Genomic DNA, 26,826 nt, shown 5'->3' with positions numbered 1-26,826 from the left:
ATTAAAAAACTCGGTTTCCCGAGTTTTTTAATTAATCGATTTTAACTTTTACAGCAGCACCCATAGAAGTTGAAACAACAATATTTAAAACGTATGTTCCTTTAACAGTTTGAGGTTTTAATCTTTTTACTGTTTGTATTAATGTTTCGGCATTTTGTACTAATAAAGCTGTTTCCATTGATTTCTTACCAACTGAAGCGTGGATAATACCACCTTTATCAGCACGGTAATTTGCTTTACCTTTTTTAAGTTCTTCAACTGCCTTTGCAGGGTTAGTTGTAACTGTTCCAGTCTTTGGGTTTGGCATTAAGCCTTTTGGCCCAAGCTTTTTACCATACTTACCTAAAACTAACATCATTTTAGGATCGGCTACAATAACATCAAAATCATATTTATCTTGATTTAAAACTTCTGGTAATTCTGAAGATGAGTAAACTAAATCAGCTCCTGCTTCTAAAGCAGATTTTTGTGCTGAAACTTCATCTGTTGCTACTAAAACTTTAATAGTTTTACCTGTTCCGTTAGGTAAAACTACAGCACCACGTAATTGTTGGTCAGATTTTCTTGTATCTAGGTTTAATTTTATAGCTATATCTAATGATTCATCAAATTTTGCAAACGAAGCTTTTTTTGCTAAATCGATTGCTTCTGATAATGAATAAACATCATTTTTGTTAACTAATGTTTTTAAAACTTTAGCATTTTTTGTAACTCTTTTAGCCATTAGTTAGCACCGCCTTTTAATCATTCTTCATAGCCATCAATTGTGATACCCATATTTTTTGCTGTTCCAGCAACTTGACGCATTGCTGCTTCAACTGTGTTAGCATTCATATCTGGCATTTTATATTCAGCAATTTCTTTTAATTGTTCTAATGAAATTGAACCAACTTTTTCTTTATTTGGAACTCCACTTCCTTTTTTAACTTTTGAAGCTTGAATTAATTTAAATGATGTTGGTGAAGTAAAAAGTTTAAACTCAAATGATTTATCTTTGTATACTGTAATTAGAACAGGAACTGGTTCAGCTCCTCTGTCTCTTGTTTGGTCGTTAAATGCCTTTGTAAATTCAGGCATGTTAATTCCAACACCAGCCAATGCTGGTCCTGGTTTAGCTTGACCGGCCATAAATTGTAATTTAGCTTTTTTTGCTATTTCTTTTGCCATTTTACTAAAATCCTTTCGATAATTGTGGTTCTAGCGAATTAATACATATTTTAATTCTTCCACTGTGGCAATTTACATTGCATATGCAATTATAACAAAAAGATTATTTTTTTAAAAAATAATAAATAAAAAATAAATTTAAGCAAGCTAATTTCAAATAATTTACTCAAATTTATTTTAAAAACATTATTTTTATAAGGTACTAAAATAGTCTGATCAAATAAATTAAAAACTTCCATAATTTACTATATTTCTTCTTATTTTAAGATAATTTCTTTTTTTTAAAAAACCAAAGCAGAAGAAATAATTAAATCTTTTTTAGTTTCGATTATTTCTTCTGGTTTTTGTGAAATAAATGGTTCAACCTTAATTCCATCAATTAAAAGTGTTTTAGCTAAACTGGCTCCAAAAAAGTCTCAAACACCTTCTAAATAAGAAACATGACTAGCTCAAGTATATCAACCTACAGGAGCACCTTGTGTAGCAATAATTTGAACTTTTAAATTATTCAATAATCCAATTGAAGAACCTTTTTTTGCATATTTATAAGAAAATGTTTTGTTTGCAACAGCAACTCTATCAATAAAATTTTTTAAAACAGTTGGAACATTAAAATTAATCATAGGTGCAGCAATTATTAATTTATTAGTTTCTTTTAATATTTCAATATATTTGTTTGAGAGATCTTCGTTATAAAAGCTACTAAAATTATTAGAATTCATGCTATTAATTGACATTTCAAGATTATTTAAATCAAACTCAATAATTTCATCATTAAGATTATTTTTTTTATATTCTTTAATAAATTCTTTTGTTGCTAATGATGATATTGATTTTTCACCTGGTAATGGTGATGAATATAAAACTAAAACTTTATTCATTTTTTCTCCTTAATTTTAATTTAAAATAAATTATATTTAAATTATAGCTAATAATAAAAAATCTTAAAACTGAATTTTATTTTTAAAATAAAAAAACTTGGGTTTTACCAAGTTTTTTTAATATGGTGCGGATGAAGGGAATCGGACCCTCGTATTCAGATTGGCAACCTGATGTTCTACCATTGAACTACATCCGCAATGGTGCAAGTGATGGGAATCGAACCCACGTAGTTAGCTTGGAAGGCTAAAGTTCTACCATTAAACTACACTCGCAATAGCGATATATATTATAAACTAAAAAATATTAATTTATTTAAAAAATATTAAAACTTAAATAAAAAAACATATTTTTTAATATAAAAAAGAAATAAAAAAAAATGGCGATCGTGGCAGGATTCGAACCTGCGACCACATGCTTAGAAGGCACGTACTCTATCCCCTGAGCTACACGACCGTTGCAATAATATTGTAACACATTTTTATTTTAGAAATTAATTTTTTAAAAAATAATTTTATTAAGTGTATTATTATAAAATTATTATAAAAACTAAATAATAATATACAGGATAAAAATGAAAAAAATGAAACTTATTATAACTTTAATCCCAGCTTTTTTTTACCTATAAGCACTATTTCATGCATTGGTGCTAATAAAAAAAATGTTTTAGATATAAAAGATGAACAAACAAATGAAAATGGCCAAGATTTAGAATTTAAAAGAGAAGAAAAAGTTTTTGCTAACCTTGCTTTTAATGATTACAATATTAAAAAGAAAAAAATAAACCTTTATTTTAAAAAAAATGAATCTCAACCTTATGTTTCGATTGAAGAAATGATAAAAGATTTAAATGGTTTTTTTAATGCAAAAAAAATTAACAAGATTAAAAAATATGATGATAAAGAAAAAGTTGTCATTTTATCAAATGAAAATCAAAACATGATTATTGATTTTAAACATAATAAAATATCTATAACTGACAAATCTTTTTTTCATTTTATTAATGATTCAACAGGAACAAATTATTCAAGAGGAATTAAATTATCTGAAACAAAGATTGAAAATCCTAATGAAATAAAACCAAATTTAGTTTTTGATTTAAAAGCTTATAACATAAATATTTATAATCAACAAAATAAAAGTCTAATACCATTAAGTATTTTTAATATTTTATTTTGTAGTCCCAATTATTACAGTCTATATTATAATGGTGTTGAAGTTTTTGGAACACATTTACTTTTACAAGAAAAAACCGACGAATCTAATTTATTTTTAACAGCTACTAATGAAAAACAAAAAGAAACCATTATTGACAGGAAAAATAATTTAAATAATTTTTTATTTATTTTAGATCATTTTTATGGATTAAAAAGACACTTTGGAATATCAACATTTAAAGAATATATAAAAGATATTCAAAAAGACTTACTTAGCGTAGATCCAAATAAATACAATTACGCATATTCAGAACTAGTTTACAAAAAATTAGATGAATTGCACACTAGTTTGACAATGCTTTCAATAAATACAGATCAAGAAAAAATAATTCATGATTATGCTAAAAGATATATTGGAAAACAACGATTAGAACACAAGAAGGTTTCTGATTTATTAAATGAAAAAAGAAATATTTTAAAAAAGAATTTAAATACTGATGGATATTTAATAAAGGGAAATACAGCATATATTATTTTAAGTGCTTTCTTAGCCGGTACAAATGAAGATATTGAAAAAAATAATTATTTAAATGATTCATTTAGTTTTCTAAAAAGAAATCTTGAAGAAATTTCAAAAAATAAAAATGTTAAAAATATTATTATTGATATTTCAAGAAATCCTGGCGGTAATGTTGGTTCAATGCTTAAAGTTTTAGGATTACTAACTAATAAAGATATTATTCAAAGATCGCAAGATACACAAAATAAATTCAAAGTAACCACAAAATATAAAATTGATGCTAATAATAATGGTGATTTCAATGATAATGATGCTTTTGATCAATTTAATTATTACATTTTAACAAGTAAAAATACATTTAGTGCTGCCAATTTATTCGCCGGAATTGCTAAGGAAATGAATATTGCAAAAATAATTGGACAAAAAAGCGGCGGTGGTGGCTCACCTATTTTTCCTGTTGTTTTAAATGATCAAACCTCCATGTTAGTTAGTGGTCCTTTAGTTTTTTTAAATAAAATTAATAATATAGAGCAAAATTTAGAAAACGGCGTTGAAGTTGATATAAAAATAGACTATAAAGATTTTTATGATATTGACTATTTGTTAAAAAATATTATTAAAAAATAGCATTGTTTATTAACCGATGCTATTTTTTAATTTAAATTTTGCCTTATTTTTTTAGCAATATTTTTAGAAGTAATTTTGCTTAATTCTTGATCACCTGCCTCGAAAATAGCTTCATATGTTCCAAAATGATTCAATAATTTATTAATAGTTTGATAACCAATTCCTTTAATTTGATAAATAGAATCAAAAAAAAGATCTTTTGAATGTCTTTTATTAAATCATTCTTTTGCAAATTTATCAACCTTATTTTGAATAATCGTTAAAAAATTAAATACTTCAGTATCTTGAAATTCAATAACATTATTATTACTATCAATTATTTTTTCAAATGTATGTTTTGAGTTTTTAACTAAACCAAAAATAGGAACTGAAATATTTAAATCATTAATTGCTTTTTTTACTGCATTAATTTGGCTAATACTACCATCAACAAAAATTAAATTAATTAATTCTGAATTATTTTTTAAAAATTTTTGTGCACTTTGTTGCATAAAAAAAGTATCATCTTTTTTAAATTCATTTTTAGTTAAAATATATGCTCGAGATAAACTAGTGTTTAATTTTCCGTTTTCATAAAAACAACATCCACCAACAATTTGATTAACATTCGACATAAAAGAATTATCAAAAATTACAAACTTGGTGGCATCTTGTTTTAAAATTACACCTAATTTATCAATCGTTTTTTGTAAATTATTTTCTTTTTCTAATTTTATTATTTTATTTAAAATATCATTTTTAGCATTTTCATAAGCAATATTTAATATTTTTTTATAAACTTCATTATTTTTAAAATTTATTAGATTTTTTATTTCCTTATTTATAAAAATATTTTGATATTCAACAGGCAAAAGTATCTCATTTGGAATTTGATTTATTGAATAATATTCTTCAATAAAATTACTTATAAAATCCTCTAAAAAGCCGCTTATTTCAAATTGAAAATCACTTTTTTTAATTAAATTTGAAAAGCGATAATGTAATATTGAAATAAAAATTTTCCCATTTTCATTATAAAAACCAAAAACATCAAAATTTTCATTTTTTTCTAAAATAATATTTTGATTATTTTCTTTACTATAAACTAAATCTAAAATATCCTTATAATCTTTTGCTAGTTGGTATTCCTCATTTTCAGAAGCTCAACTAATTTTTTTTAATAAATTATTTCTAAAATCTTTATCAAATTTAAGGATTTTTTTTGCTTTTAAAAAAGCTGTTTCAATATCATCGGGATTCATTTTTTTTAAAATTAATCCATTTTTTGACTTTAAAAGATGATTTAAATATTTTATTAACTTAGTATATTTAGAACTTTTTATAAGTGGACCATAATAAATAGCATTCGGTGCCTTTTTAAATTTATTTTCAAGCTTAATTGATAAATTATTTGCATTTTTAGAAATGCAAATATAGGGAAAATTAGCCTGTGTCGGTAAAAGAACATTATAAAAAGGCTTATATTTAGAAATGCATCTTCTTTCATAAATAAAGGCTTCTGCCTCAGTTTCAAAAACAGTTGTTTCAAACGAAGCTATTTTCGACAACATTGTAGAAGTTTTATAAGAATTTTGCATATTTATATCGAAATACTGAGCCATGCGAGCTCTTAAGTTTTTAGCTTTACCAACATAAATAATGTTATTATTTACATCTTTTCAAAAATAAACACCAGGTTTAGTTGATACATTTTCAATACTTTTTTTATTAATCATGTTTTTGTTCAATATTATCTTCTAAAGTCTTAATCATTATATCTAATCTTTTAAAATGATCAATATCAAAATCATTCAAAATAATTTCATAAGCCTTATCTTCAAAAATACCAAATTTTGGTTCATCAATACCCAAATCTCTTCTAATATTTATATATTTAATTGGAGTTTTGTTGTTTAAAAAATCTAAACTAAAATCGTAAAATGGTTTAAAAAATTTATCTATTTTAGCATTTTCAATTTTATTTTCAAATGCATGATAGTAGAATATACTATTCATATTATTCTTTTGTGCAAATGTTACTAATAAAGCATAATGTTTATTATTGTTATTATTTGAAAAAGCCAAGATTGTATATGGTTCTACTAGATAATTTTTATTTTCTTTATCATCTAAAATTAACGCTAAATAAGGATGAGGTAATGATTTGATTTTTTCAAGTTCTTCTTGATTTATTTCATATAAAATACCATTATCCAACAATGGTAAAAACTCAGTCATTTTTTCTTTTTGAATAAATGCATTTAAATTTTCTTCTGTTTCATAAGGTGATTTTGAAAAGCCTAAATTATCATCAGCTAAATAATATTGACCAAATTCTAATTTTGTATAAACGTAAACATCCTCAACGATTTCATTTGTATCTTCAAGAATAACATTCGCTTGAAATCTTTGGTATTGTGGAAAATTTTCTCATCTATCAATCATAAACAATTCATCTTTTGTGATCTCAAAAAGCGTTCCTTTTACTTGATAAGCTATATCTTTTTTTAATAAAAAATAATTTGATTCATCAACGCATTTTGCATAACCATTTAAAATAGCTTTTTTTCTTAAAGTAGATGGCGATAAAAGATTTTTATAAAATAGTTCATCTTGAATTGTTCCGTATGAGAATACATATACTTTATTGTCTTTTTTATTATTCATTATTACCTTCCTAAATATAAAAATAATTCTTTTATAAATTATATTTGTTATCTTTTATAAATTATATTTATTATTTATTTTTTTAAACAAAATTTAAAAATTAAAAACATTGAATTAAAAACATATTTAAACTTAAATAAACTAATTAAATAGGGATTTATTTTAATTGGATATTAGTTTAAAATTTTAAGGTTTTATTTAAAAATCAAATTTAGTATATTTAACTATAAAATTCCTTCAATTTTTGTTTTTGTTAAATTTAAGTAAAAAATATTTTATTTTTAGTATATTTATCAACAAAATCAATTTTTCAATAAAAATTGATATAATAAATCAGCAATTTTTAAACTAAATTAGGTAGGTAATAATATGTTTTATGCAATAAATAAAAAACGAGGTGAATCAAGTTTTTTTGCAATTAAAAAATTTGCAAAAAATAATAATATTAAAAAAATTGGACATAGCGGAACGCTTGATCCTCTTGCTGAAGGCCTTTTAATTGTTGCAACTGATGAAGATACTAAAACATTATCTTATTTAACTAATGATACAAAAGAATATTTTGTAAAAGCTACATTACATTGCCAATCAAGAAGTTATGACGAAGGTGAAGAAATTAAATATTTGCAAAATAAAAATAAAATAACATTAGAAGAACTAAAATATGCCTTAGAAAAAATAAAAAAGCAAACAAAACAAACACCTCCTATTTTTTCAGCTAAAAAAATTAATGGAAAAAGAAGCTATGAACTAGCTAGAAATAATATTGAAATAGAACTTAAACAATGTGATATCAAAATATATGACTTAGTTCTAGATTCTTTTGATTTTGAAAAACAAGAGTTTACTTTAAAAACTAAGGTTTCTAAAGGTACATATATTAGATCTTTAATTCATGACATAGGGATTTTATTAAAAACAGATGCAGTTGTTAATATTTTAAAAAGAACTGCAATTGGAAATATAAAATTAGACAATAATTATGAATATAAGCAAATAGTTGACATAAAAACACTTTTTAATGTAGAATTATATTTGCTAGACGATTTGGAAATAAAAAATATCAAATCAAAAATAGTATATTTAAAACGTTTAAAAAACATAAATAATAATGGCCTATTTATTTATAATAATCAAATAATAGGCTGAGGGAAAATAAAAGACGGTTTAATAACCTTTGAAAAGGTTTTATTCAACCGTATATTTTAAAACCCTTAATATGGAGGTAAAATGAATAATTTTAAAATGGTAGTTTTTGATATTGATGGAACATTATTACCTTTCGGTATTGATGAATTAAGTCCAAGAATGAAAGAAATGTTTCGCAAATTAAAAGAAAATGGATATATTAATGTTCTTTGTTCAGGTAGAGATATTTTTACAGTTGGGAAGCAAATTCATAATCCATATGTAGATTACTTTATTGGTGCAAACGGTACATTTATTCTTGATTTAAAAACTAATGAATACATTTTTGAACAAACAATTGATTACAAAGATTTTGTAAAATTTAGAGAATTTGCTAATGAACACAAACTTTCATTTTCTTTTGTTGGAGAAAAATGAGGTTACTATAATGAATTATTCAATATTGATCATTGATTTTACTTACCTTATAAAGATAAATTTATTTCTGAAAAAGATTTTGAATCAATGAACGATAAAAATTATTTAATTACAGTAAGCACAAACAAGCCAGAAGAATGAGCAAAAAAAATAAATGATTTTTTTGCTAAAAATAAAATGAATATGTGGGTTTTAGCAACATGAAACGGAGGAATTTTTCTTTCTTCAAAAGGAATAACAAAGGCTGTAGGTTTAGATATACTTGGAAAATTACTTAATATTAAACCTAAAGAAATGGTTGCTTTTGGCGATTCTGAAAATGATATTGAAATGTTACAACACGTTGGTTTAGGTGTTGCAATGGGAAATGGAGAAGATGTTACAAAAAATGTTGCCAATGAAATTTGCTTACCTGTAACTGAAGATGGTCCATATTTTAAACTAAAAGAAAAGGGATTCTATGAGTAATTCATAGAATTTTTATTTTTTTAAAATAACCATTTTTATTTTATGAGTAAAATTATTAATATGAAAATTTTAGATTGAAGTTTTAAAGAAAATTTTAATATAGATAAAGATTTAACAATTATTTTAGGTTCTTTCGAAACACTACATTTAGGACATTATGAACTTTTTAAATTAGCAAAAGATTTAAAAAATAATAATAGAGAAAACAAGATTGCTATTATGATGTTTAATACTCCCTTTAAGTTACTTAAAAGCAAACAAAAAAAGGCATTTCAAACAAAAATAAGATTATATACGTTATACAATCTTCAATTTGATTACGTTTTTTTAGTTAACAAAAATACAAATAATGCACATATTACTGCGGAAGAATTTTGTAAAAATCTTAAACTTAACAACGTTAAAAATGTTATTTGCGGGGAAGATTTTAAATTTGGTTTTAATCGCAAAGGTGATATAAATTATTTAAAAAAATTTTTTAATCTTATAGTAGCTAATGAAAGAAAAATTCAAAAGAAAAAAATATCATCTACTTTAATAAAGGAATTTATTGAAGAGGGGAATATTTCAGCAATTAATAGTTTATTAATTGAAAAATATAGTTTTATTACTAATCTCGAAAAATTTAATTTTAAATATCCAGAAAATATAAAAAAAATTAAGTCAGGTATATATATTACAAATTTTGTTATAAGTGATATTGAATATCATGGCTTAATTAAAATAAGCAATAATCCAGAAATTGTTTTAGACAACGAAGCTTATTTATTTGATTTAGAATTAATTCCAAGTAAATATGAAGAAGTTTTTATTGAATTTGAAGCATTAATTAGATATATTAATTTAGATTTTGAAAATAAAATTACTGAAAATGATATTAATACAGCAAAAAACTGGTTTTTACAAAAATAAAAGCCATTTTTTAGCAAAACGGCCTTTATTTTATTTATTAAATAATTTAGCTAGATTTACAAAATCATCAGGATTTAAAGAAGCTTTTCCAACTAAAAAACCACTTAAATTGCTTACTTTTTTCAAATCCTTTATATTATCACAGCAAACTGAACCACCATATAAAATAGGTACTTTATTAGGGACAATTGTGTAAATAAAATCAATAACTTTTTGAATATGATTTATTTTTGGAATATTACCATTTCCAATACAATAAACTGGTTCATATGAAATTAATATGTTATCATAACTTTTAACATTTTTTAATGCATTATTAATTTGAGATTTTAAAACATCAAATGTTAAATTATTTTCAAATTCATCAATTGATTCGCCAATGCAAAGAATTGATTTAATATTATTTTTTTGTAAACTTATAATTTTTTTATTAATAAGTTCATCTGTTTCATTAAATAAATTTCTTCTTTCACTATGACCTAATAAAATAAAATCAACTTTTGCTTCTTTAGCAACATTTAATGAAATCTCACCAGTATAAGCTCCATTTAACTCGTGGAATATATTTTGCATTCCAAATAAGAAATTTCGGTTTGGATTCAAATAAGATAAATAAACGCTATCAAATGAGGGGGCGATACCAATTTTTATGTTTTTTAATTCATCATTAAAAGTGTTTATCAATTTTGATATTTTTTTTACGTATTCATCTGTTTCTAAAAATGTTTTATTCATTTTAAAATTACCAATTAAGAATTTCATTTGTTAAATCTCCTTAAAAATTAAATTAATATATTTTTTATGACAAATGGATTGCTAATAATCCAATTGTTAATGTAACTAAAGAAATAGAAATTAATAAATAAGATGATAAGTTAGTTACTTCATTTTTTGCTTTTTCTATACTTTTTTTGCTTTGTTCATTTTCGTATAAACTTCTTTCTCTTGCAATAATTTTATCTTTTTGATGCTGCGTCATTGTTGAACTTCATTTACCCTTAGCACGAGACATTATACGTTGATTATGATAAAAAGATGAAAATGGTTTAATAATATTCTTGCCAAGTCCTTTCCGAACTAAAATTACAATCGTTGACAATCCAAAAATAGTTACACATCCAGCTGTTATTGCATTTGATCATGTTATTCTTTCGGTTGACTGTTTTTTTAAAAAACCTGTTAATAAAATCATTAATACCATTAAAAAAAGAATTGTAAAAAAATAAACAACGCTATAAATATTCCAACTTCTTCTTCAATATGAATTTCTTGATTTAAATTTTAATTTTGATTTATTTTTGAATCTCATAATATATCTTTTTAACCTTTAAATTATACTTAATATACTTAAATAAATAAAAGTATAATAAAAAACATCAAGCATTTTTAAAAAAGCAAGATGTTTATAAAATATTTAATCAATGTTATTATTTTATTTATTTTTTAAAACTCATTTTTCAATTTGCTGTTTGGTTCCATAAATTCAGTGATTTTTATCAATTTGATAATTTTCTGGAATATTAGGGAATTGTTGTTCATAAACATAATCTAAATTAAATGAAACATTTTGGAATTTTTCATTAACATTAGAAATTTTAGGAATAGCTTTGAATAAATTAATTGTATATGGATGAAGAGGATTATTATAAATATCTTCTGTATTACCACTTTCAACAATTTTACCCAAATGCATAATTTGAACATTATCAGCAACATATTCAATCATACTTAAATCATGAGCAATAAAAATTAAACCAATATTTTTCTTAATACATAAATCTTTTAATAAATTAACAACTTGAGCTTGAATTGAAATATCTAATGAAGCAATTGGTTCATCAGCAACAATAACTTTAGGTTCAGTTATTAATGCTCTAGCAATAACTATACGTTGCAACTGTCCACCACTAAATTCATGTGGATATCTATATGCGAATTGCTTTAATAAACCAACATCTTCTAATGATCTGTAAATTATCATTTTATATAATAATTCTGAAATTAAATATTTAGCAACTGGATATGAAATTTTATAATCAAATAAATTAAATCTTGAAATTCATTTTTTATCTTCTGCACTTTCTTGATCTTTATTATTCTTATTTAGATTCATTTCTACTCATTTATAATCAATACCTAATAATAAATAAATACGTTTAATATCTTTTAATAAATAACTTCTTTCAATATTAAATGATTTTAAAGTGTCTTCTTTTAAGGTGATGTCTGAATTATACATTTTTAAAACTATATCTAAATCTTTTTTAACTTCTTTGATTTTTGTATTAATACGTAATAAATCATCATTATGTTTTACTGGTTTATTATTACTTTTTAATGAATTAATTATATTTTCTTTTTTTTCTAAAAGAGTAGATATTTTTTGTAAATATCTGTTTTTAACATATATAAAAAATTCTTTTTTGTATTTTTCATACATTGCATTGCATGCCTCTTGATCAGAAACTAAACTTAAATATTCAGTTTTTTCTTTTTCAATATTTAAATATAAATCATTAATAATTTTCTTATATTGAATTAAGAATTTTTGTTTGCCGTCTGAATAAACTCTAAATGCTTCATTAAGTTTATTTTTAGCTTGATCTAATTGATCTTTTGAAAATTCAGGATTTTCTCTTTTAATTAATTTAGCTTTTAACTCTTTAATTTCATTATCTAGAGTATTTAATTGATTTTTATAATTTTCTTCATTTTTATTTGAAATTTGCTTATATTTTAAAAAATCAAAATTAAATTCTTTATCTAATATTTTAGTAATTTCCTTTTTCTGTTTTAATGAATATTCAATCTTAGATAAATATTTTTCGTAGAAATCTTTAACATATTTTTCTAAATCTATAACTAAAGATTTAACGTCCTCGAAATCAAGTAATTTAAGTTCTTTTCTTAATTGTTTCAATGTTTTTATTCGATATTTAAATAAATATTCATTTTTTAAATTATATGAATAAAATTCAAGGTTTGTTGACATTAATTTAGCTATATTTACTAAATCTTTTTCGTGTTTATTTTCAACACAATAATTTAAAAATGTATTTTTTGATTCTTTTGTTTTTTGACTAATTAATTTAACTAATTTATGTCTTTTTTCTAATATTGTTTTTAAATTAGTTTTAATTTCGAACTGATTTTTTGAAATTTTACTTAATTTTTTAACATGATTAAATTCTTCAATTGCCAATTCATATGCTAATTCTTCTTTACTTAAGTCTTTATTTCGATACTTGTTTTGTACTTCGTAATAAAAATTAATTAATGAAGTTGCATTTGAATACATATTATTAATAATTAAGCTTTCCATTTTTTGTTTTTCTTCTAAATAGGCGTAAAATGAAGAAAAGTTATCTTCACGGCTTAATTCATCATCAAATTTAAAATTACTAAATATATTTTTTCATTTAGTGAAAAATGGATTTGCTAAACGATTAATTTCTTGATAATTTTGAAGTTCAAGCTTCATTGCTTGAATTTGAAATGTGTATTTAAATTTTTTCTTAACTAATAATCAATCTTTAAAAATATCATTAATTTTATGCTTCATTATGCCATTAACTAATAGAGGTTCTTTTAAAATAGTATAAATATTTTGTTGACTATTTAATGAAGCATGTGGATCTTGAAAAATCATTTGAACATTTTTACGTAAATATTTTTTCAAAGAAATACTAATATTTTTACCCGAAATTATTTTATCTTCAAGTCTTACAAAACCATTGTACTCATCATACAATCTTAATATTGTACGCCCAACAGTTGTTTTACCAGAACCTGATTCACCAATTAAACCTACAATTTCGCCTTCGTGAACATCGAAAGACACACCATCAACAGCCTTGTTGATAATTCCTTGATTAACAAAATATTTTTTTAAATTATCAATTGATAATATAACTTTTTTATTTTTCTTCTCTGTCATTTTTAAAGGCCTTTATAAATAAATCTAAACGTTTTTGTAAATCTTTTGGTAATTCAATTTTAGGAGCTTCAGGACTCAAAAGTCATGTTGCAGCATAATGAGTCTTAGTAATTGGAATTAATGGAGGTTCTTTGATAAAATCAATTTCTAATGCGTAATCATTACGTGGAGCAAAAGGATCACCAACAGGAAGATTTGCCATATCAGGAGGTGTCCCTTTAATGTTATATAATTTTTCTTCTTTTGATTCAGGAATGGCCGAAATTAAAGCTCATGTATATGGATGAGATGGCTTAGTAAATATTTCTTCTTTTAAACCTTTTTCAACGATTTTTCCTGCATACATAACATAAATAAAATCACAGAATTTTGCAATAACGGAAATATTATGACTAATTAAAATAATTGAAATTCCCATTTTTTGTCTAATTTCTTCAAATAAAGCTAAAACTGAAGCTTGAACGGTTGGATCTAATGCTGTTGTTGGCTCATCAGCAATAATTAAATCTGGTTTTAGCGCCACAACCATTGTAATAACAATTCTTTGTTTCATTCCACCTGATAAAGTATGAGGATAAGCGCTAAAAATCTTTTCAACATTTCTTAAACCAAATGTTTTTAATAAATTAAGTAAATATTCTTTTTTTTCTGTATAAGTTTTATCAATTCAATCAACATTATTATTCAATGCATCTAATAATTGTTTACCAATCGTACGAGTTGGATTAAGAGAAGTTAATGGATCTTGCGGAATATAACCAATTTTTTGACCTCTTACTAATTGCCAATATTTTTCTTTTTTAAAAATACTACTTAACTCAAGATTAGTAATTTGAAGTTTATCAGCACTTACTAATCCATTTTCATTAACATTAATTAATGTTTTTGAAGTAACTGATTTTCCAGAACCTGATTCTCCCACTAAACCAACTATTTGACCTTTATAAACATCTAAATCAACACCACGAACAATATGAATTGTTTTTTTTCTCCCCGCCGGGAAACTTACATGTAAATTTCTAACTTCTAATAATTTATTATCTTCTAATTCGTTTTGAGCTTTAATTATTGAAAATAAGCGATTTCTTCTTTCTTGTTTTTTAGCTTTCTTTTGATTTTTCTTACCATTATTTTTTAAAATAACTTTATCCCTTATAGTAATTTTTTTTGAATTATTATCATTATTATTTTTATTTAATTTTTCTTTAATCATAACTATTTTCTTTTTCCTTTACTCATAACTCTTGGGTCTAGAGCATCGTGAATTCCTAATGCCATGAAGTTTAATGATAATGATAGGAATAATAATATTAAAGTTGGAAGTAATATAATTCAAATATTTTGTCCAGCTTCAGAAGCTGATTCTATTAAGATTTGACCTAAATTGGTATCATTTCCATTTTTAAAAAATCCTAAGAATGCTAATGAAGCTACTCATAAAATGATAGCTGGTACATTTTTAACAAATGAGTTTGCAATTTTACCTATAATAGCGGGTAAAGCATGAACAAATATTTGTCTTGAAGTTGATGCACCAATTGCTTTTGCAGCGCTAATGTATTCTTCATTTTTAACTGTAATAACATAAAGTCTTGTTAAACCAATAAACGAAGGCCATCCAGCGATTGACATTGCTAAAATTAATGAAGTTTGATTTGTTCCAAAAATACCAACAAATATTAAAATTCAAATAATTGTAGGAGGAGAATTAAAAATATCAATTAGTCTCATTACAATTGTATCTACTAATTTTCCAGCATAAAAACCTAAAACTGCACCTATTGTTATGCCAAAGATAGCTTGAATAACTGTTACAATAATAGCAATTTGAATTCCTCTTCAAGTAGCATATCAAGTTGTTACTCAAATATCATATCCTGTCGATGAAGTTCCTAAATAAGTTTTTAAAACTGGTATTTGAGGAAATATAGTATTTTGAACATATTCATCTGTTAAAACAGCATTATTTTTTAGTGATGTATGAAGAAGTTCATTTAAAAGAGATGCTCTAAATAAATGATATGCATTATAAGTTATAAATTCTTGACCTGAATCATTTGTTTGGAACTTTACGGATTCTAAATAAAATTTAAATCAACTATTTCATAAATTTTTTTGTTCTTCCGGTAATTTTTCAATCGAGGTTGTTAAATTCTTATAAAACTTATAAAATTCTTCAGATTTTGTTGTTCATTTTGTAACAATTGGATTATAAATTGGTGGTAACGATTCAATAAACGAATATTTATTAATAGGTTTATTAGCTTGATAATCAGTAATTGATCTAGCAGGTATTATTAATGAAGATAAAAGAATAAATGTAAATACTAATAAAGAAATCACAACAATAGGATTTGAAAAAAATCTTTTTGTTATTTCGGCTAACATTTTTTTAGGTCTACCAGCAATAGAAGAAGATTGAACCTTATCATTTTTTGGAATAAATGAAAATTTCTTTGATAGTTCAGAACTAATTTTATATTGCTTATTAAAATTTTTAATTTCGTTTTGCAGATTATCTTCCATAAATTTTTCAATCTCCTTTCTATTTATTTTTATTAGTGTTTAATAAATTTTGTGATTCAATAACTTTTTTAGCAAATAAATCTTTTGCTAGTTTTTTTCTTTCTAAATATGCTTTGAAAAAGAATCAATAATTTCTTTTACTTTTTGCTGCGTATGTAATTTTAGGATCTAGAATTGTAAACATCACATCAACAAATATTCCTGCTCCCAGTGATAAACCGGTAAAGAATATTGTTGAAAACATAATAATATTAATTTCACCTGTTGGGAATGAATTTGCAATAACTTGGCTTGTACCTGGTACATCTCAGTATTTTTCAATAATAATAGAACCAGATAAAAGACCTAAAAATGAACCAAATAATAAACTAAATAAAGGAATTGAAATATTTCTTAAAACATATTTAAAGAATATTTGAGTTGATTTTAAACCTTTAGTTTTTGCTATTAAAACATAATTCGAGGTTAGTACAGTAATAACCTGATTTCTTGTGTATCCTACGTATCCCGCCATTGAAGTTAATGTAATAATTAAAATAGGAGGTAAATAAGAAATAAATAATTCACCAAATGAAGGTTCAAGAGCCTCTCTCGGAACTGTAACAGGAATTCCAATTTTTAAAGAAATAGCAATTAATATCGGAGCAAGTACAAATGAAGGAATGGCAACAAATAATAAAACAAATAAATTAGCTGCTGAATCAAATAATTTACCTCTTTTATAACCTGCAAACACACCAATAGTTATACCAGATATAGAACTTACAATAAAGGCTGGTAACGTTATTCTAATTGAATATTTTAAAGGTATAAAAAATAATTTTTGAATATTGTCATATTCGTTTGGACTCGGGTTGTTTTCTTTATTAATAATAAAACCGAAATCACCTTTAAAAACATTTCCAATGTATTTAAAATATCTAACTATAATTGGAATTGTTTTGCCGGAAGCATCCCGCAAACCGAAATCGGTTTCATATTTTATAACTAATTGATCATAAGGTAGTTTATTTTTAGGGTCATTTATTGCTTTTTCAACCAATGATTCAATCGGGCTTTTACCAAAAGCACTAACTAAAACATAAACTACAAAGGTTATAATAAACAACGTAAGAATAGCAAACGCTATTCTTTGACGTATATATTTAAACATTTAAAAACCTAAATTATTTTTTTTCTTCTTTAATTCTTCAATCCGAGTAAATTGATACATTCAATGTTGATTCATCTGGCACTATAAAGTGTTTTTGAACTAAGAATTTTCCAAATTCATTTCTATTCTTAAAAATATTGTAAGTAAAATCAACGTGAAAGAATGATGTGAATTCCGTCATTAATTTAACAGCTTCTTCATTTGTCATTTTATGAATGTATTCAAATCAAAATTTTGCACTAAGTGTATAAATATCTGTTAAATGTTTACCATCAGCGGGTTTTCAAGGAATAGGAACCATTTTTGTTATCGGTTTTTTAGTTTTTTCATCAATTTTTGGTTGATTTTTTTCGTCTAAAAGTTGTACTTCTTTTCTTTCTAAGGTGTAATATGTTTTATTATCGTCTTTTACTTCTTTTAATTTGTAATTTAATATTTGATCTAATAATTTTGACTTGTATTTATTTTCAATTAAATGAAGTTTTTCGAAAGGAATAGGAGCAACTCAATTTGTTTTACCATATTCAACTATTTTTTGAGCTAAATCATAAATTAATGGAAAATTTTCTTTTATTAATTTTGTTTTATCTGTATCTTTATTTTCTGCTATTCAAATTAATGTAGGTATTAAATTAGCATTTCAAGAAAGACCATCATATCCTGAACCAATAGCATCATAATCATATCCTCAAGCTAGTAATTCACTTCCATTTGCTCCTTCTTTTCTGATTCTTTGGAATTTTGCATCTTCACTATCCTGCGTATGATATACCGAAATTTTTAATCTTGGGTTTAGTTCATTAAATACTTTTTCAATATTTTCAAATGCTCTTTTATATGCAGCTGGAATATTTATATATGGGAATAAGTGTTCAAATTCAAAGTTTTGACCTTTTAAATCAGGATTTTCTTTATCAAATTGTTCAAATAATTTTTGTAATTCTTCTTTAACCTTATCAAAACCCGCTGATTTTAATTTAGCAGTTTTATCAGAAGTATTTTTAATATGTTCTTCATTTTCAGATGGTTCTAGCGAATCACCTAATTTATTACCAAAATTAATTTTTCCAGTTTTATCAGCCTTAATAGCAAATAATGAATTAATTTTATCTTTAACGTCTGCGGGAGTTTTAACTGAAGCAGTGTCTTGATCCGAGCCACCAATTGCTGATCCATCAGCTACTTTTGCTAATCATGCATATCCTTGACCACCAGTAGCTTGTGAAGCAAATTCATCCCAGTTAATTGCAGCATTAATTAACGTTCTAAAAACTAAACCTCTACCTGATATAAATTCATAAGGATCATTTAAACCTTTAGCTAATTCATCTTTCTTAACACCATACACTAATTTTGAATAAGCATCGTTAAATGCATAAAAATCACTACTTTGATCTTTTGGAATTGGTCTAATAAATCCTTGTGATACCATTCTATAAAATGGATTTGTCTTATTTAAAGTCTTAGCATGTCTTAATCCATATTTTGATGCTTGCTTTAAAATTTCTTGTTGCTGATTTTCTTTTAATGAGCTAAAAGAAATTTGTGATAATCTATTTTGTTTATATTTATCAAAACTTCTTTTATTAAAAGTGTCAGCATCAATATTTTGATTGTATATATAAACTATTTCTTTAATTGTATTGCTATTTTTAGCAAATTCTTGGTCATAGTAATGAGTATTTTTTCTTAAAATTACTTCTTGACCTTTTTGTGGCGCTCCGTAGTATGGTCCTACGAATAAAACATTATTTAAACTTAAACCATATCAGTAAGCACCAACTTTTGAAACTAATTTATCCTTTGGAATAGCTCTTAGTTTTTTCTCAATTTCTTCAGTTTTTTCATCTTTTTTACCATTGTAATTTCAAACTGGTAATTTTTCTTTTTGATTTTCAGCGTCAATATATTGAGAAGGAGCTGGCATAAATGTATAATCAGCAAACATTATCTTATTAATAAATTGATTAAATGAAACTTCTTTTTCAGTGTCTAAAGCTTCAAATGTTACAGCATCCTTACCTTCAGAAGTTTTTTGAATAAATGATTCTTCCTTACTAAATTTTGAGCTATCAACATTAAATAGAGCAAACAAATAGTTGTTTGCATAATTTTGTTGATCAGTAAAAACAGTTGAAGTTTTTTCAGAAAGAGAATCAATTACTTCTTTTTCTAATTCTTCTGATCCACCATTTTCTAATCTAAATGATTTATTAATTGATAGCGTTCTTAATCATGAATATCAAAAATCTCTAGCATTAACGGTATACTCAGTTTTATTACCTTCTTTATCTACTCAATGAACATTTTCACGAACAACAAATTGAAGTTTAACAGCACTTTTTAATTTATCATCGAATTCTTTACTATTAATTGATTGTTTATTATTTGATTTTAAAGCAACAGCGGGTTGATTGTAATATGAAATTCCATTTTCATTATGAGTAGCTGGTTCTTTAATTTCAGCTTCATCAGAATCAAATGTTGAAATTTTTCCTTCCTTATCAGTCAAAATAATTTTAGAAGCTAAAGAAAGTTTTCTTTTTGTTCAAGTTGGTTCTGTTATATAAGTTTTAGAATCTTTATTTTTAACTTCAGGTTCATTTAATGATTGTAATCTTATTAAACCTACTGAAGTTTGTGTTGAATATGAAACATTACTAAAACCACCGAATGATCTAGAAGCATCGTATTCAAATGGTGTGTTTGAAAACGGTGAACTAAATTCATAAACGTATTTATCTTTTGGTAATTCTTTTCCACACGAAGCAGCTAATAAAGGTAAAATTGTCGCTGCAGATAGGGAGGCAAAAGAAGTTAATCATATTTTATTTGATTTTTTCATATATATCTCCATTTTATTCATAATACTATAAACTATAAAAGCAACTATTTTTAATTTTAATATTTAGTTTATATTAAAAATTTATAATCTATAGGATTACAAAAATAATTATAAATTATTTTTATTTAATTCTCTTGTTTTAGTTTAAAAAAACATTTGAATTTTAGTGTTTTTTTAATATTTTTTATTTTTTAATTTTCTTTAATTTTTATTGAAATTAGTTAATTTTATGACTTTTATTATGTACAAATTTATATATTTTAAACCTTATTTTTTATAAAAAATATAAAGACAACAAATTTATGAACCTCTAAAAGTCATAATTCTTATCTGACGGATATTATTAAAATGTATTAAAAAAGTATGAAATTTAAAAATATTTTTAGTTAAAAAAATGATTTTCATTATAAATCCCTCCAAGAATCATATTATTATTTGCTGTATAAAATCCACAATTGCTAATAATATCCTTCTTGTAGTTATTAATAATTTCAATAGCAAAAAATGCAGCTTTGATAGCTGAGAACATAATAAATTTAGAAGATTTTTCAAATATTTTTTTGTTCATCATTTTTTCCTTTTACAAAAATTATTTTACCAACTTTTTTTATATTTTTACAAAAAAACAACTTTTTTACATTTTTTAAGTTTTTCAAATACTTTTATAAAATTTTATTTTTTTATGATAACATTTTATTAGTTCAATTTTAAGTGTAGTTTACAGACATCAAAATTGGATTAACATAGTTAATGTCTTAACCGAGCAATTTATTGCTTATTTCTCTGAATAATATAGGTTAGGGTCTGCGGAGTCTAATTTTTTTTATATATTTTAATTTTGTTAATGCTAAAATTTATTTATGAATTTAACAACAGAAAAAAATTTTTTTAACAAAGATAAAGATAATATAAAATGAGAAATCTATTTTATGTCCCTAGCTAAATTAAGTGCTTTAAGATCAAAAGATCCAACAACAAAAGTAGGAGCTTGTATTGTATCTCCTAACAATTATGTTATTTCATTAGGATATAATGGAATGCCGACAAGTTTTAATAACAAGGAAGTTGATAATGATGAAGTTTTTCCTTGAAATCGCCCAAATCAATCAAATGACGTTTTAGGATCTAAGTATACATATGTCGTGCACGCTGAAGCGAATGCAATAATAAATGCTAATTTAACTAATTCTAAAATTGAGCCAGGATCATCTATTTTTGTAACTCATTCTCCATGTTATAATTGTGCTAAAATTATTGTTCAATCTAAAATTTCAAAAGTTTATTACGCTAATGCATACAAACCTGAATCTGATGATTTTAAAGCCTCACTAAAAATTTTTAATGCCTTTGGTATAGAATGTATTAAAATAGATAACGATTTTGACATTGAATTTAAGATTAAAAATAAAGAATAAAAAAATAAATATAAAAACCCATTTTTAATTCTTGTTATTAAGGTTAAAAATGGTTTTTATTTTTTTAGTTATATTAAAATAAAAAGAGCCAATTGGCTCTTTGTTTTATTCTCTGAAAACTGAATATCGATTAACTTTTAGATTACTTCTATAGAATCACTATTAAACCAATCAATTTATTAGTACTGGTCAGCTGAATATATTACTATACTTACACCTCCAGCCTATCAACCTCATAGTCTATAAGGAATTTAATAGGGAATACTCATCTTTGAGGGGGCTTCCCGCTTAGATGCTTTCAGCGGTTATCCCTGCCGTACTTGGCTACCCAGCTATGCTCCTGGCGGAACAACTGGCACACCATCGGTACGTCCACTCCGGTCCTCTCGTACTAAGAGTAGCTCTCATCAATATTCCAACGCCCACATCAGATAGGAACCAAACTGTCTCACGACGTTTTGAACCCAGCTCGCGTACCGCTTTAATGGGCGAACAGCCCAACCCTTGGAACCGACTCCAGCTCCAGGATGCGATGAGCCGACATCGAGGTGCCAAACCTTCCCGTCGATGTGATCTCTTGGGAAAGATAAGCCTGTTATCCCCGGGGTAGCTTTTATCCGTTGAGCGACGGCCTTTCCACGAAGAACCGCCGGATCACTAAGTCCTGCTTTCGCACCTGCTCGACTTGTAGGTCTCACAGTCAATCACACTTCTACCTTTATGCTCTATGATACGGTTTCTGACCGTATTGAGTGTAACTTTGAACGCCTCCGTTACCCTTTAGGAGGCGACCGCCCCAGTCAAACTACCCACCACACACTGTCCTCTTACCAGATCATGGTAACAAGTTAGAAGTTCAACGTAACAAGGGTGGTATTTCAACGTCGACTCCACTTAAACTAGCGTTTAAGCATCATAGTCTCCCACCTATCCTACACAAGTTAAATCAAACTCCAATATGAAGTTATAGTAAAGCTCCACGGGGTCTTTTCGTCTAGATGCGGGTCTCCGGCGTCTTCGCCGGAACCATAATTTCACCGAGTCCAATGTCGAGACAGTTAAGAGATAATTACTCCTTTCGTGCAGGTCAGTATTTAGCCGACAAGGAATTTCGCTACCTTAGGACCGTTATAGTTACGGCCGCCGTTCACCCGGGCTTCACATCAATGCTTCGCATAAAGCTAACACCTTTGCTTAACCTTCGGGCACTGGGCAGGAGTCACCCCATATACATCGTCTTACGACTTAGCATAGAGCTGTGTTTTTGATAAACAGTTCCCCCTTACTATTCACTGCGGCCCACTTTTTAGGGTGGGCATCCCTTCTTGCGAACTTACGGGATGAATTTGCAGAGTTCCTTGACATTGGTTTTCTCGCTCGCCTTAGAATACTCATCTTGGGGACGTGTGTCCGTTCTCGGTACGGGTTTCATATAAACTTAATGTTAGAAGCTTTTTTAAGAAGTATGAAATCATTTAATTCGCTACTCAGTTGCCTTTTCGCTATGCGTCATAGCTCCCGGTTAAATCATGCGGATTTGCCTACATAACCCAGTTGCTATTTACCCCACAATCCAGTAAGTGGTAAAACTATCCTCCCCCGTCACTCCATCACATTTATAGAAAGTACAGGAATATTAACCTGTTGTCCATCGGCTACGCCTTTCGGCCTCGTCTTAGGACCCGACTAACCCTGGGTGGACGAACCTTGCCCAGGAAACCTTCCCCAATAGGCGTCAGAGATTCTCACTCTGAATCGTTACTCATACCGGCATTCTCACTTGTAAGCGCTCCACCAGTCTTCACAGTCTGACTTCAATGCCCTTACAACGCTCTCCTAACGCATTTTCATGCCCGTAGCTTCGGTATTGTGTTTTAGTCCCGTTGAATTATCGGCACAGAGTCTCTCGACTAGTGAGCTATTACGCACTCTTTAAACGATGGCTGCTTCTAAGCCAACATCCTAGCTGTTTAAGAAACTCCACAACCTTTCTCACTTAACACAATTTTGGGACCTTAGCTGACGATCTGGGTTGTTCCCCTCGCGTGCATCGACGTTATCACCGATGTACCAACTGCATAGTAATTCATGATAGTATTCGGAGTTTGATTATAGTCAGTACAGCTAGGCGCCGCCATTCCATATTCAGTGCTCTACCCCCATCACTTAACACTACACGCTAGCCCTAAAGCTATTTCGGAGAGAACCAGCTATCTCCAAGTTCGATTGGAATTTCACCCCTACCCACAAGTCATCCGGGCACTTTTTAGCGTACTACGGTTCGGTCCTCCACTTAGTGTTACCTAAGTTTCAACCTGCTCATGGGTAGATCACCTGGTTTCGGGTCTATATCAACATACTAAGCGCCCTATTAAGACTCGATTTCTCTACGGCTTCGCTTTATTCCACTTAACCTCGCATGTTGACATAACTCGCCGGTCCATTCTGCAAGATGTACGCCATCACCCATTAACGGGCTCTGACTAACTGTAAGTAATTGGTTTCAGAATCTATTTCACTCCCCTCCCGGGGTTCTTTTCACCTTTCCCTCACGGTACTAGTTCACTATCGGTGTCTGGTTAGTATTTAGCCTTACCGGGTGGTCCCGGCAGATTCAGACAGGGTTTCACGTGCCCCGCCCTACTCAGGATACTACAAAGAGATTTGCATATTTCGCTTACGGGAATTTCACCCTCTTTGTTTAAGCATTCCAACTTATTCTGCTATATGCAAATTTTGTAACTCTGAAATGTAGTCCTACAACCCCAACAACAAATGTTGGTTTGGGCTTTTCCCCTTTCGCTCGCCACTACTTAGGGAATCATTCTTTATTTTCTCTTCCTGCTGCTACTGAGATGTTTCAATTCACAGCGTGTCTCTTCATTCGACTATTTATTCATCGATATGATAATTGAGGATTAGCTCAATTAGGTTTCCCCATTCGGAAATCCCCGGATCACAGTTCATTTCCAACTAACCGAGGCTTATCGCAGGTAATCACGTCCTTCATCGACTTCCAGACCCAAGGCATCCACCAAAAACTCTTATCTTGTTTAATAGTAGTATAAGACCTATTGTTTGTCTATTGTATGATATATTCTATAGGTTGATCTAAACTTTGAAATATTAATAATTTAATTTTTCAATGTCGATATTCAGTTTTCAAAGAACAAAAAGAGAGATAAATCTCTCAAAACTGGATACAAATAATTTTTCCATAACATTGTGTACTCCGTTGAAAGGAGGTGATCCATCCCCACGTTCTCGTAGGGATACCTTGTTACGACTTCACCCCAGTCACCAGTCCTACCTTAGGCGGTCGCCTCCGAGGTTAGCTAACCGACTTTGGGTATTACCAGCTCCCATGGTGTGACGGGCGGTGTGTACAAGACCCGAGAACGTATTCACCGCAGCGTAGCTGATCTGCGATTACTAGCGATTCCGACTTCATGGAGTCGAATTGCAGACTCCAATCCGAACTGAGATCGGCTTTTTGAGATTTGCTCCATGTCGCCATATTGCTTCTCTTTGTACCGACCATTGTAGCACGTGTGTTGCCCCACTCGTAAGAGGCATGATGATTTGACGTCATCCCCACCTTCCTCCCAGTTACCCAGGCAGTATCTCTAGAGTCCTCGACATGACTCGTTAGTAACTAAAGATAGGGGTTGCGCTCGTTGCAGGACTTGACCAAACATCTCACGACACGAGCTGACGACAACCATGCACCATCTGTCACTCCGTTAACCTCCGCTATATCTCTATAGCATTGCGAAGGATGTCAAGAGTGGGTAAGGTTCTCCGCGTATCTTCAAATTAAACCACATGCTCCACCGCTTGTGCGGGTCCCCGTCAATTCCTTTAAGTTTCACTCTTGCGAGCATACTACTCAGGCGGATCATTTAATGCGTTAGCTGCGTCAGTGAATTCTCCACCGACTAATGATCATCGTTTACGGCGTGGACTACCAGGGTATCTAATCCTGTTTGCTCCCCACGCTTTCGTCCCTCAGCGTCAGTATAGACCCAGTAAGCTGCCTTCGCCTTTGGTGTTCTTCCATATATCTACGCATTTCACCGCTTCACATGGAATTCCGCTTACCTCTATCTAACTCTAGTTTACCAGTATCCAAAGCGAGCCAGGGTTGAGCCCTGGTATTTGACTCCAGACTTAATAAACAGCCTACGAACGCTTTACGCCCAATAATTCCGGATAACGCTTGCGACCTATGTATTACCGCGGCTGCTGGCACATAGTTAGCCATCGCTTTCTGACAGGGTACCGTCAGCTTGGAAGCATTTCCTCAACCAAGTGTTCTTTCCCTATAACAGCACTTTACAATCCGAAGACCTTCATCGTGCACGCTGTGTCGCTCCATCAAGCTTTCGCTCATTGTGGAATATTCCCTACTGCTGCCTCCCGTAGGAGTTTGGGCCGTATCTCAGTCCCAATGTGGCCGTTCAGTCTCTCGACCCGGCTAAACATCATAGTCTTGGTAGGCCATTACCCTACCAACTAACTAATGTTCCGCACCCTCATCCTTTAGTGGAGCTTTAAGGGCTCCTTTCACATTGAAATCATGCGATTTCATGCGTATCCGGCATTAGCCAATGTTTCCATTGGGTATTCCAATCTAAAGGGTAGATTAAGTACGTGTTACTCACCCATTCGCCGCTAGGTTCAAAAGAACCTCGCTCGACATGCATGTATTAGGCACACAGCCAGCGTTCATCCTGGGCCAGGATCAAACTCTTAAAATTTGATTTGGTTATTATGATTTATAAAAATTAAATTGACGTTATGGTATTCGTATCCAGTTTTCAAAGAACTATCATTGTGCATTTTTTTAAATATCCAAAAATGTGCACTTTTATAAGTATACACTGTTTTAAAAATTTTGTTGTAAAAATAATTTCTTTTTTTATATTTTAATGTCAAACAAAAAAGTGTACTGATTTATTATACATAATTTTTATAAAAATTTTTAATTTTTTTTAATAGTTTTTAG

At 27.7% G+C, this 26,826-nt stretch carries 18 protein-coding genes, 3 tRNA genes and 2 rRNA genes; 5 read left to right on the top strand and 18 right to left on the bottom strand.

What is annotated here, in order from left to right; genetic code table 4:
• Positions 1-31 precede the first annotated feature (31 nt).
• From rplA to MCAN360_RS01410, 6 genes are all read right to left on the bottom strand, one after another.
• On the bottom strand, positions 32-724 hold the full coding sequence (gene rplA / locus MCAN360_RS01435) for a 50S ribosomal protein L1 (RefSeq protein ID WP_045433743.1): 693 nt from the start codon (positions 722-724) through the stop codon (positions 32-34).
• Positions 724-1,167: a 50S ribosomal protein L11 gene (rplK, locus tag MCAN360_RS01430; protein WP_045433740.1), complete on the bottom strand. Its 444-nt coding sequence runs from the start codon at positions 1,165-1,167 to the stop codon at positions 724-726. The genes rplA and rplK overlap by 1 nt, the downstream gene beginning before the upstream one ends.
• A 281-nt stretch (positions 1,168-1,448) precedes the next feature.
• Complete coding sequence (locus MCAN360_RS01425; protein WP_045433737.1) at positions 1,449-2,048, bottom strand: FMN-dependent NADH-azoreductase; 600 nt, start codon at positions 2,046-2,048, stop codon at positions 1,449-1,451.
• Between the two features lie 123 nt (positions 2,049-2,171).
• A tRNA-Gly gene (locus MCAN360_RS01420) sits at positions 2,172-2,245 on the bottom strand.
• Between the two features lie 2 nt (positions 2,246-2,247).
• Positions 2,248-2,321, bottom strand: a tRNA-Gly gene (locus tag MCAN360_RS01415).
• A 105-nt stretch (positions 2,322-2,426) separates the two neighbouring features.
• Positions 2,427-2,502, bottom strand: a tRNA-Arg gene (locus MCAN360_RS01410).
• 378 nt (positions 2,503-2,880) lie between these two features.
• Between MCAN360_RS01410 and MCAN360_RS01405 the strand changes: the two genes are divergently transcribed.
• The gene (locus MCAN360_RS01405) at positions 2,881-4,350 is read left to right on the top strand and encodes a S41 family peptidase (RefSeq protein WP_045433734.1); all 1,470 of its coding nucleotides are present in this window, start codon (positions 2,881-2,883) and stop codon (positions 4,348-4,350) included.
• Positions 4,351-4,376: 26 nt separating this feature from the next.
• On the opposite strand, the gene MCAN360_RS01400 is transcribed toward MCAN360_RS01405, so the two are convergent.
• Positions 4,377-6,077, bottom strand: a complete 1,701-nt coding sequence (locus MCAN360_RS01400; RefSeq protein WP_231852586.1) for a GIY-YIG nuclease family protein — start codon at positions 6,075-6,077, stop codon at positions 4,377-4,379.
• Positions 6,058-6,996 carry a gamma-glutamylcyclotransferase family protein gene (locus MCAN360_RS05360; protein ID WP_045433728.1) on the bottom strand — a complete coding sequence of 313 codons (939 nt, stop codon included), beginning with the start codon at positions 6,994-6,996 and terminating at the stop codon, positions 6,058-6,060. Before MCAN360_RS05360 ends, MCAN360_RS01400 begins: the two co-directional genes overlap by 20 nt.
• 369 nt (positions 6,997-7,365) lie before the next feature.
• Here MCAN360_RS05360 and truB point away from each other — a divergent pair, with 369 nt between their 5' ends.
• The 3 genes from truB to MCAN360_RS01380 are packed head-to-tail and all read left to right on the top strand — an operon-like array spanning position 7,366 to position 9,942.
• Positions 7,366-8,205, top strand: coding sequence for a tRNA pseudouridine(55) synthase TruB (gene truB, locus MCAN360_RS01390; protein ID WP_045433726.1), 840 nt, complete (start codon positions 7,366-7,368; stop codon positions 8,203-8,205).
• Positions 8,206-8,226: 21 nt separating this feature from the next.
• Entirely contained in the window at positions 8,227-9,030 is an 804-nt protein-coding gene (locus tag MCAN360_RS01385; RefSeq protein WP_045433723.1) for a YcsE-related riboflavin metabolism phosphatase, read from the top strand.
• Positions 9,031-9,090: 60 nt separating this feature from the next.
• Positions 9,091-9,942: an FAD synthase gene (locus MCAN360_RS01380; protein WP_045433721.1), complete on the top strand. Its 852-nt coding sequence runs from the start codon at positions 9,091-9,093 to the stop codon at positions 9,940-9,942.
• A gap of 30 nt (positions 9,943-9,972) precedes the next feature.
• On the opposite strand, the gene MCAN360_RS01375 is transcribed toward MCAN360_RS01380, so the two are convergent.
• From MCAN360_RS01375 to MCAN360_RS01340, 8 genes are all read right to left on the bottom strand, one after another.
• Complete coding sequence (locus MCAN360_RS01375) at positions 9,973-10,704, bottom strand: triose-phosphate isomerase (protein WP_045433719.1); 732 nt, start codon at positions 10,702-10,704, stop codon at positions 9,973-9,975.
• 37 nt (positions 10,705-10,741) lie between these two features.
• Positions 10,742-11,251 (bottom strand): hypothetical protein, encoded by a 510-nt coding sequence (locus tag MCAN360_RS05355; protein WP_045433717.1) that lies wholly within the window; start codon positions 11,249-11,251, stop codon positions 10,742-10,744.
• A gap of 123 nt (positions 11,252-11,374) precedes the next feature.
• Positions 11,375-13,879 carry an ATP-binding cassette domain-containing protein gene (locus MCAN360_RS05810; RefSeq protein WP_045433715.1) on the bottom strand — a complete coding sequence of 835 codons (2,505 nt, stop codon included), beginning with the start codon at positions 13,877-13,879 and terminating at the stop codon, positions 11,375-11,377.
• Positions 13,860-15,092: an ABC transporter ATP-binding protein gene (locus tag MCAN360_RS05350; protein ID WP_084111373.1), complete on the bottom strand. Its 1,233-nt coding sequence runs from the start codon at positions 15,090-15,092 to the stop codon at positions 13,860-13,862. Before MCAN360_RS05350 ends, MCAN360_RS05810 begins: the two co-directional genes overlap by 20 nt.
• A 2-nt stretch (positions 15,093-15,094) precedes the next feature.
• Positions 15,095-16,405 (bottom strand): ABC transporter permease, encoded by a 1,311-nt coding sequence (locus tag MCAN360_RS01355; protein WP_045433712.1) that lies wholly within the window; start codon positions 16,403-16,405, stop codon positions 15,095-15,097.
• 19 nt (positions 16,406-16,424) lie between these two features.
• The gene (locus MCAN360_RS01350; RefSeq protein ID WP_045433709.1) at positions 16,425-17,558 is read right to left on the bottom strand and encodes an ABC transporter permease; all 1,134 of its coding nucleotides are present in this window, start codon (positions 17,556-17,558) and stop codon (positions 16,425-16,427) included.
• Positions 17,559-17,571: 13 nt separating this feature from the next.
• Positions 17,572-20,403 (bottom strand): OppA family ABC transporter substrate-binding lipoprotein, encoded by a 2,832-nt coding sequence (locus MCAN360_RS05345; protein WP_045433706.1) that lies wholly within the window; start codon positions 20,401-20,403, stop codon positions 17,572-17,574.
• Between the two features lie 382 nt (positions 20,404-20,785).
• Positions 20,786-20,971 (bottom strand): hypothetical protein, encoded by a 186-nt coding sequence (locus MCAN360_RS01340; protein WP_045433703.1) that lies wholly within the window; start codon positions 20,969-20,971, stop codon positions 20,786-20,788.
• Between the two features lie 292 nt (positions 20,972-21,263).
• On the opposite strand from MCAN360_RS01340, the gene MCAN360_RS01335 reads away from it, so the two are divergent.
• Complete coding sequence (locus MCAN360_RS01335; protein ID WP_045433701.1) at positions 21,264-21,818, top strand: deoxycytidylate deaminase; 555 nt, start codon at positions 21,264-21,266, stop codon at positions 21,816-21,818.
• Between the two features lie 158 nt (positions 21,819-21,976).
• On the opposite strand, the gene MCAN360_RS01330 is transcribed toward MCAN360_RS01335, so the two are convergent.
• A 23S ribosomal RNA gene (locus MCAN360_RS01330) occupies positions 21,977-24,877 on the bottom strand.
• A gap of 179 nt (positions 24,878-25,056) precedes the next feature.
• Positions 25,057-26,578 (bottom strand): 16S ribosomal RNA (locus tag MCAN360_RS01325).
• The 16S and 23S rRNA genes sit together here, the layout of an rRNA operon.
• Positions 26,579-26,826 lie beyond the last annotated feature (248 nt).

The sequence above is a fragment of the Metamycoplasma canadense genome, assembly GCF_000828855.1.
GTDB classification, from domain to species: Bacteria; Bacillota_I; Bacilli_A; order Mycoplasmatales; family Metamycoplasmataceae; genus Metamycoplasma; species Metamycoplasma canadense.
The sequence above is the reverse complement of the archived record's forward strand: the minus strand, read 5'-3'. Positions and strand labels throughout refer to the sequence as shown.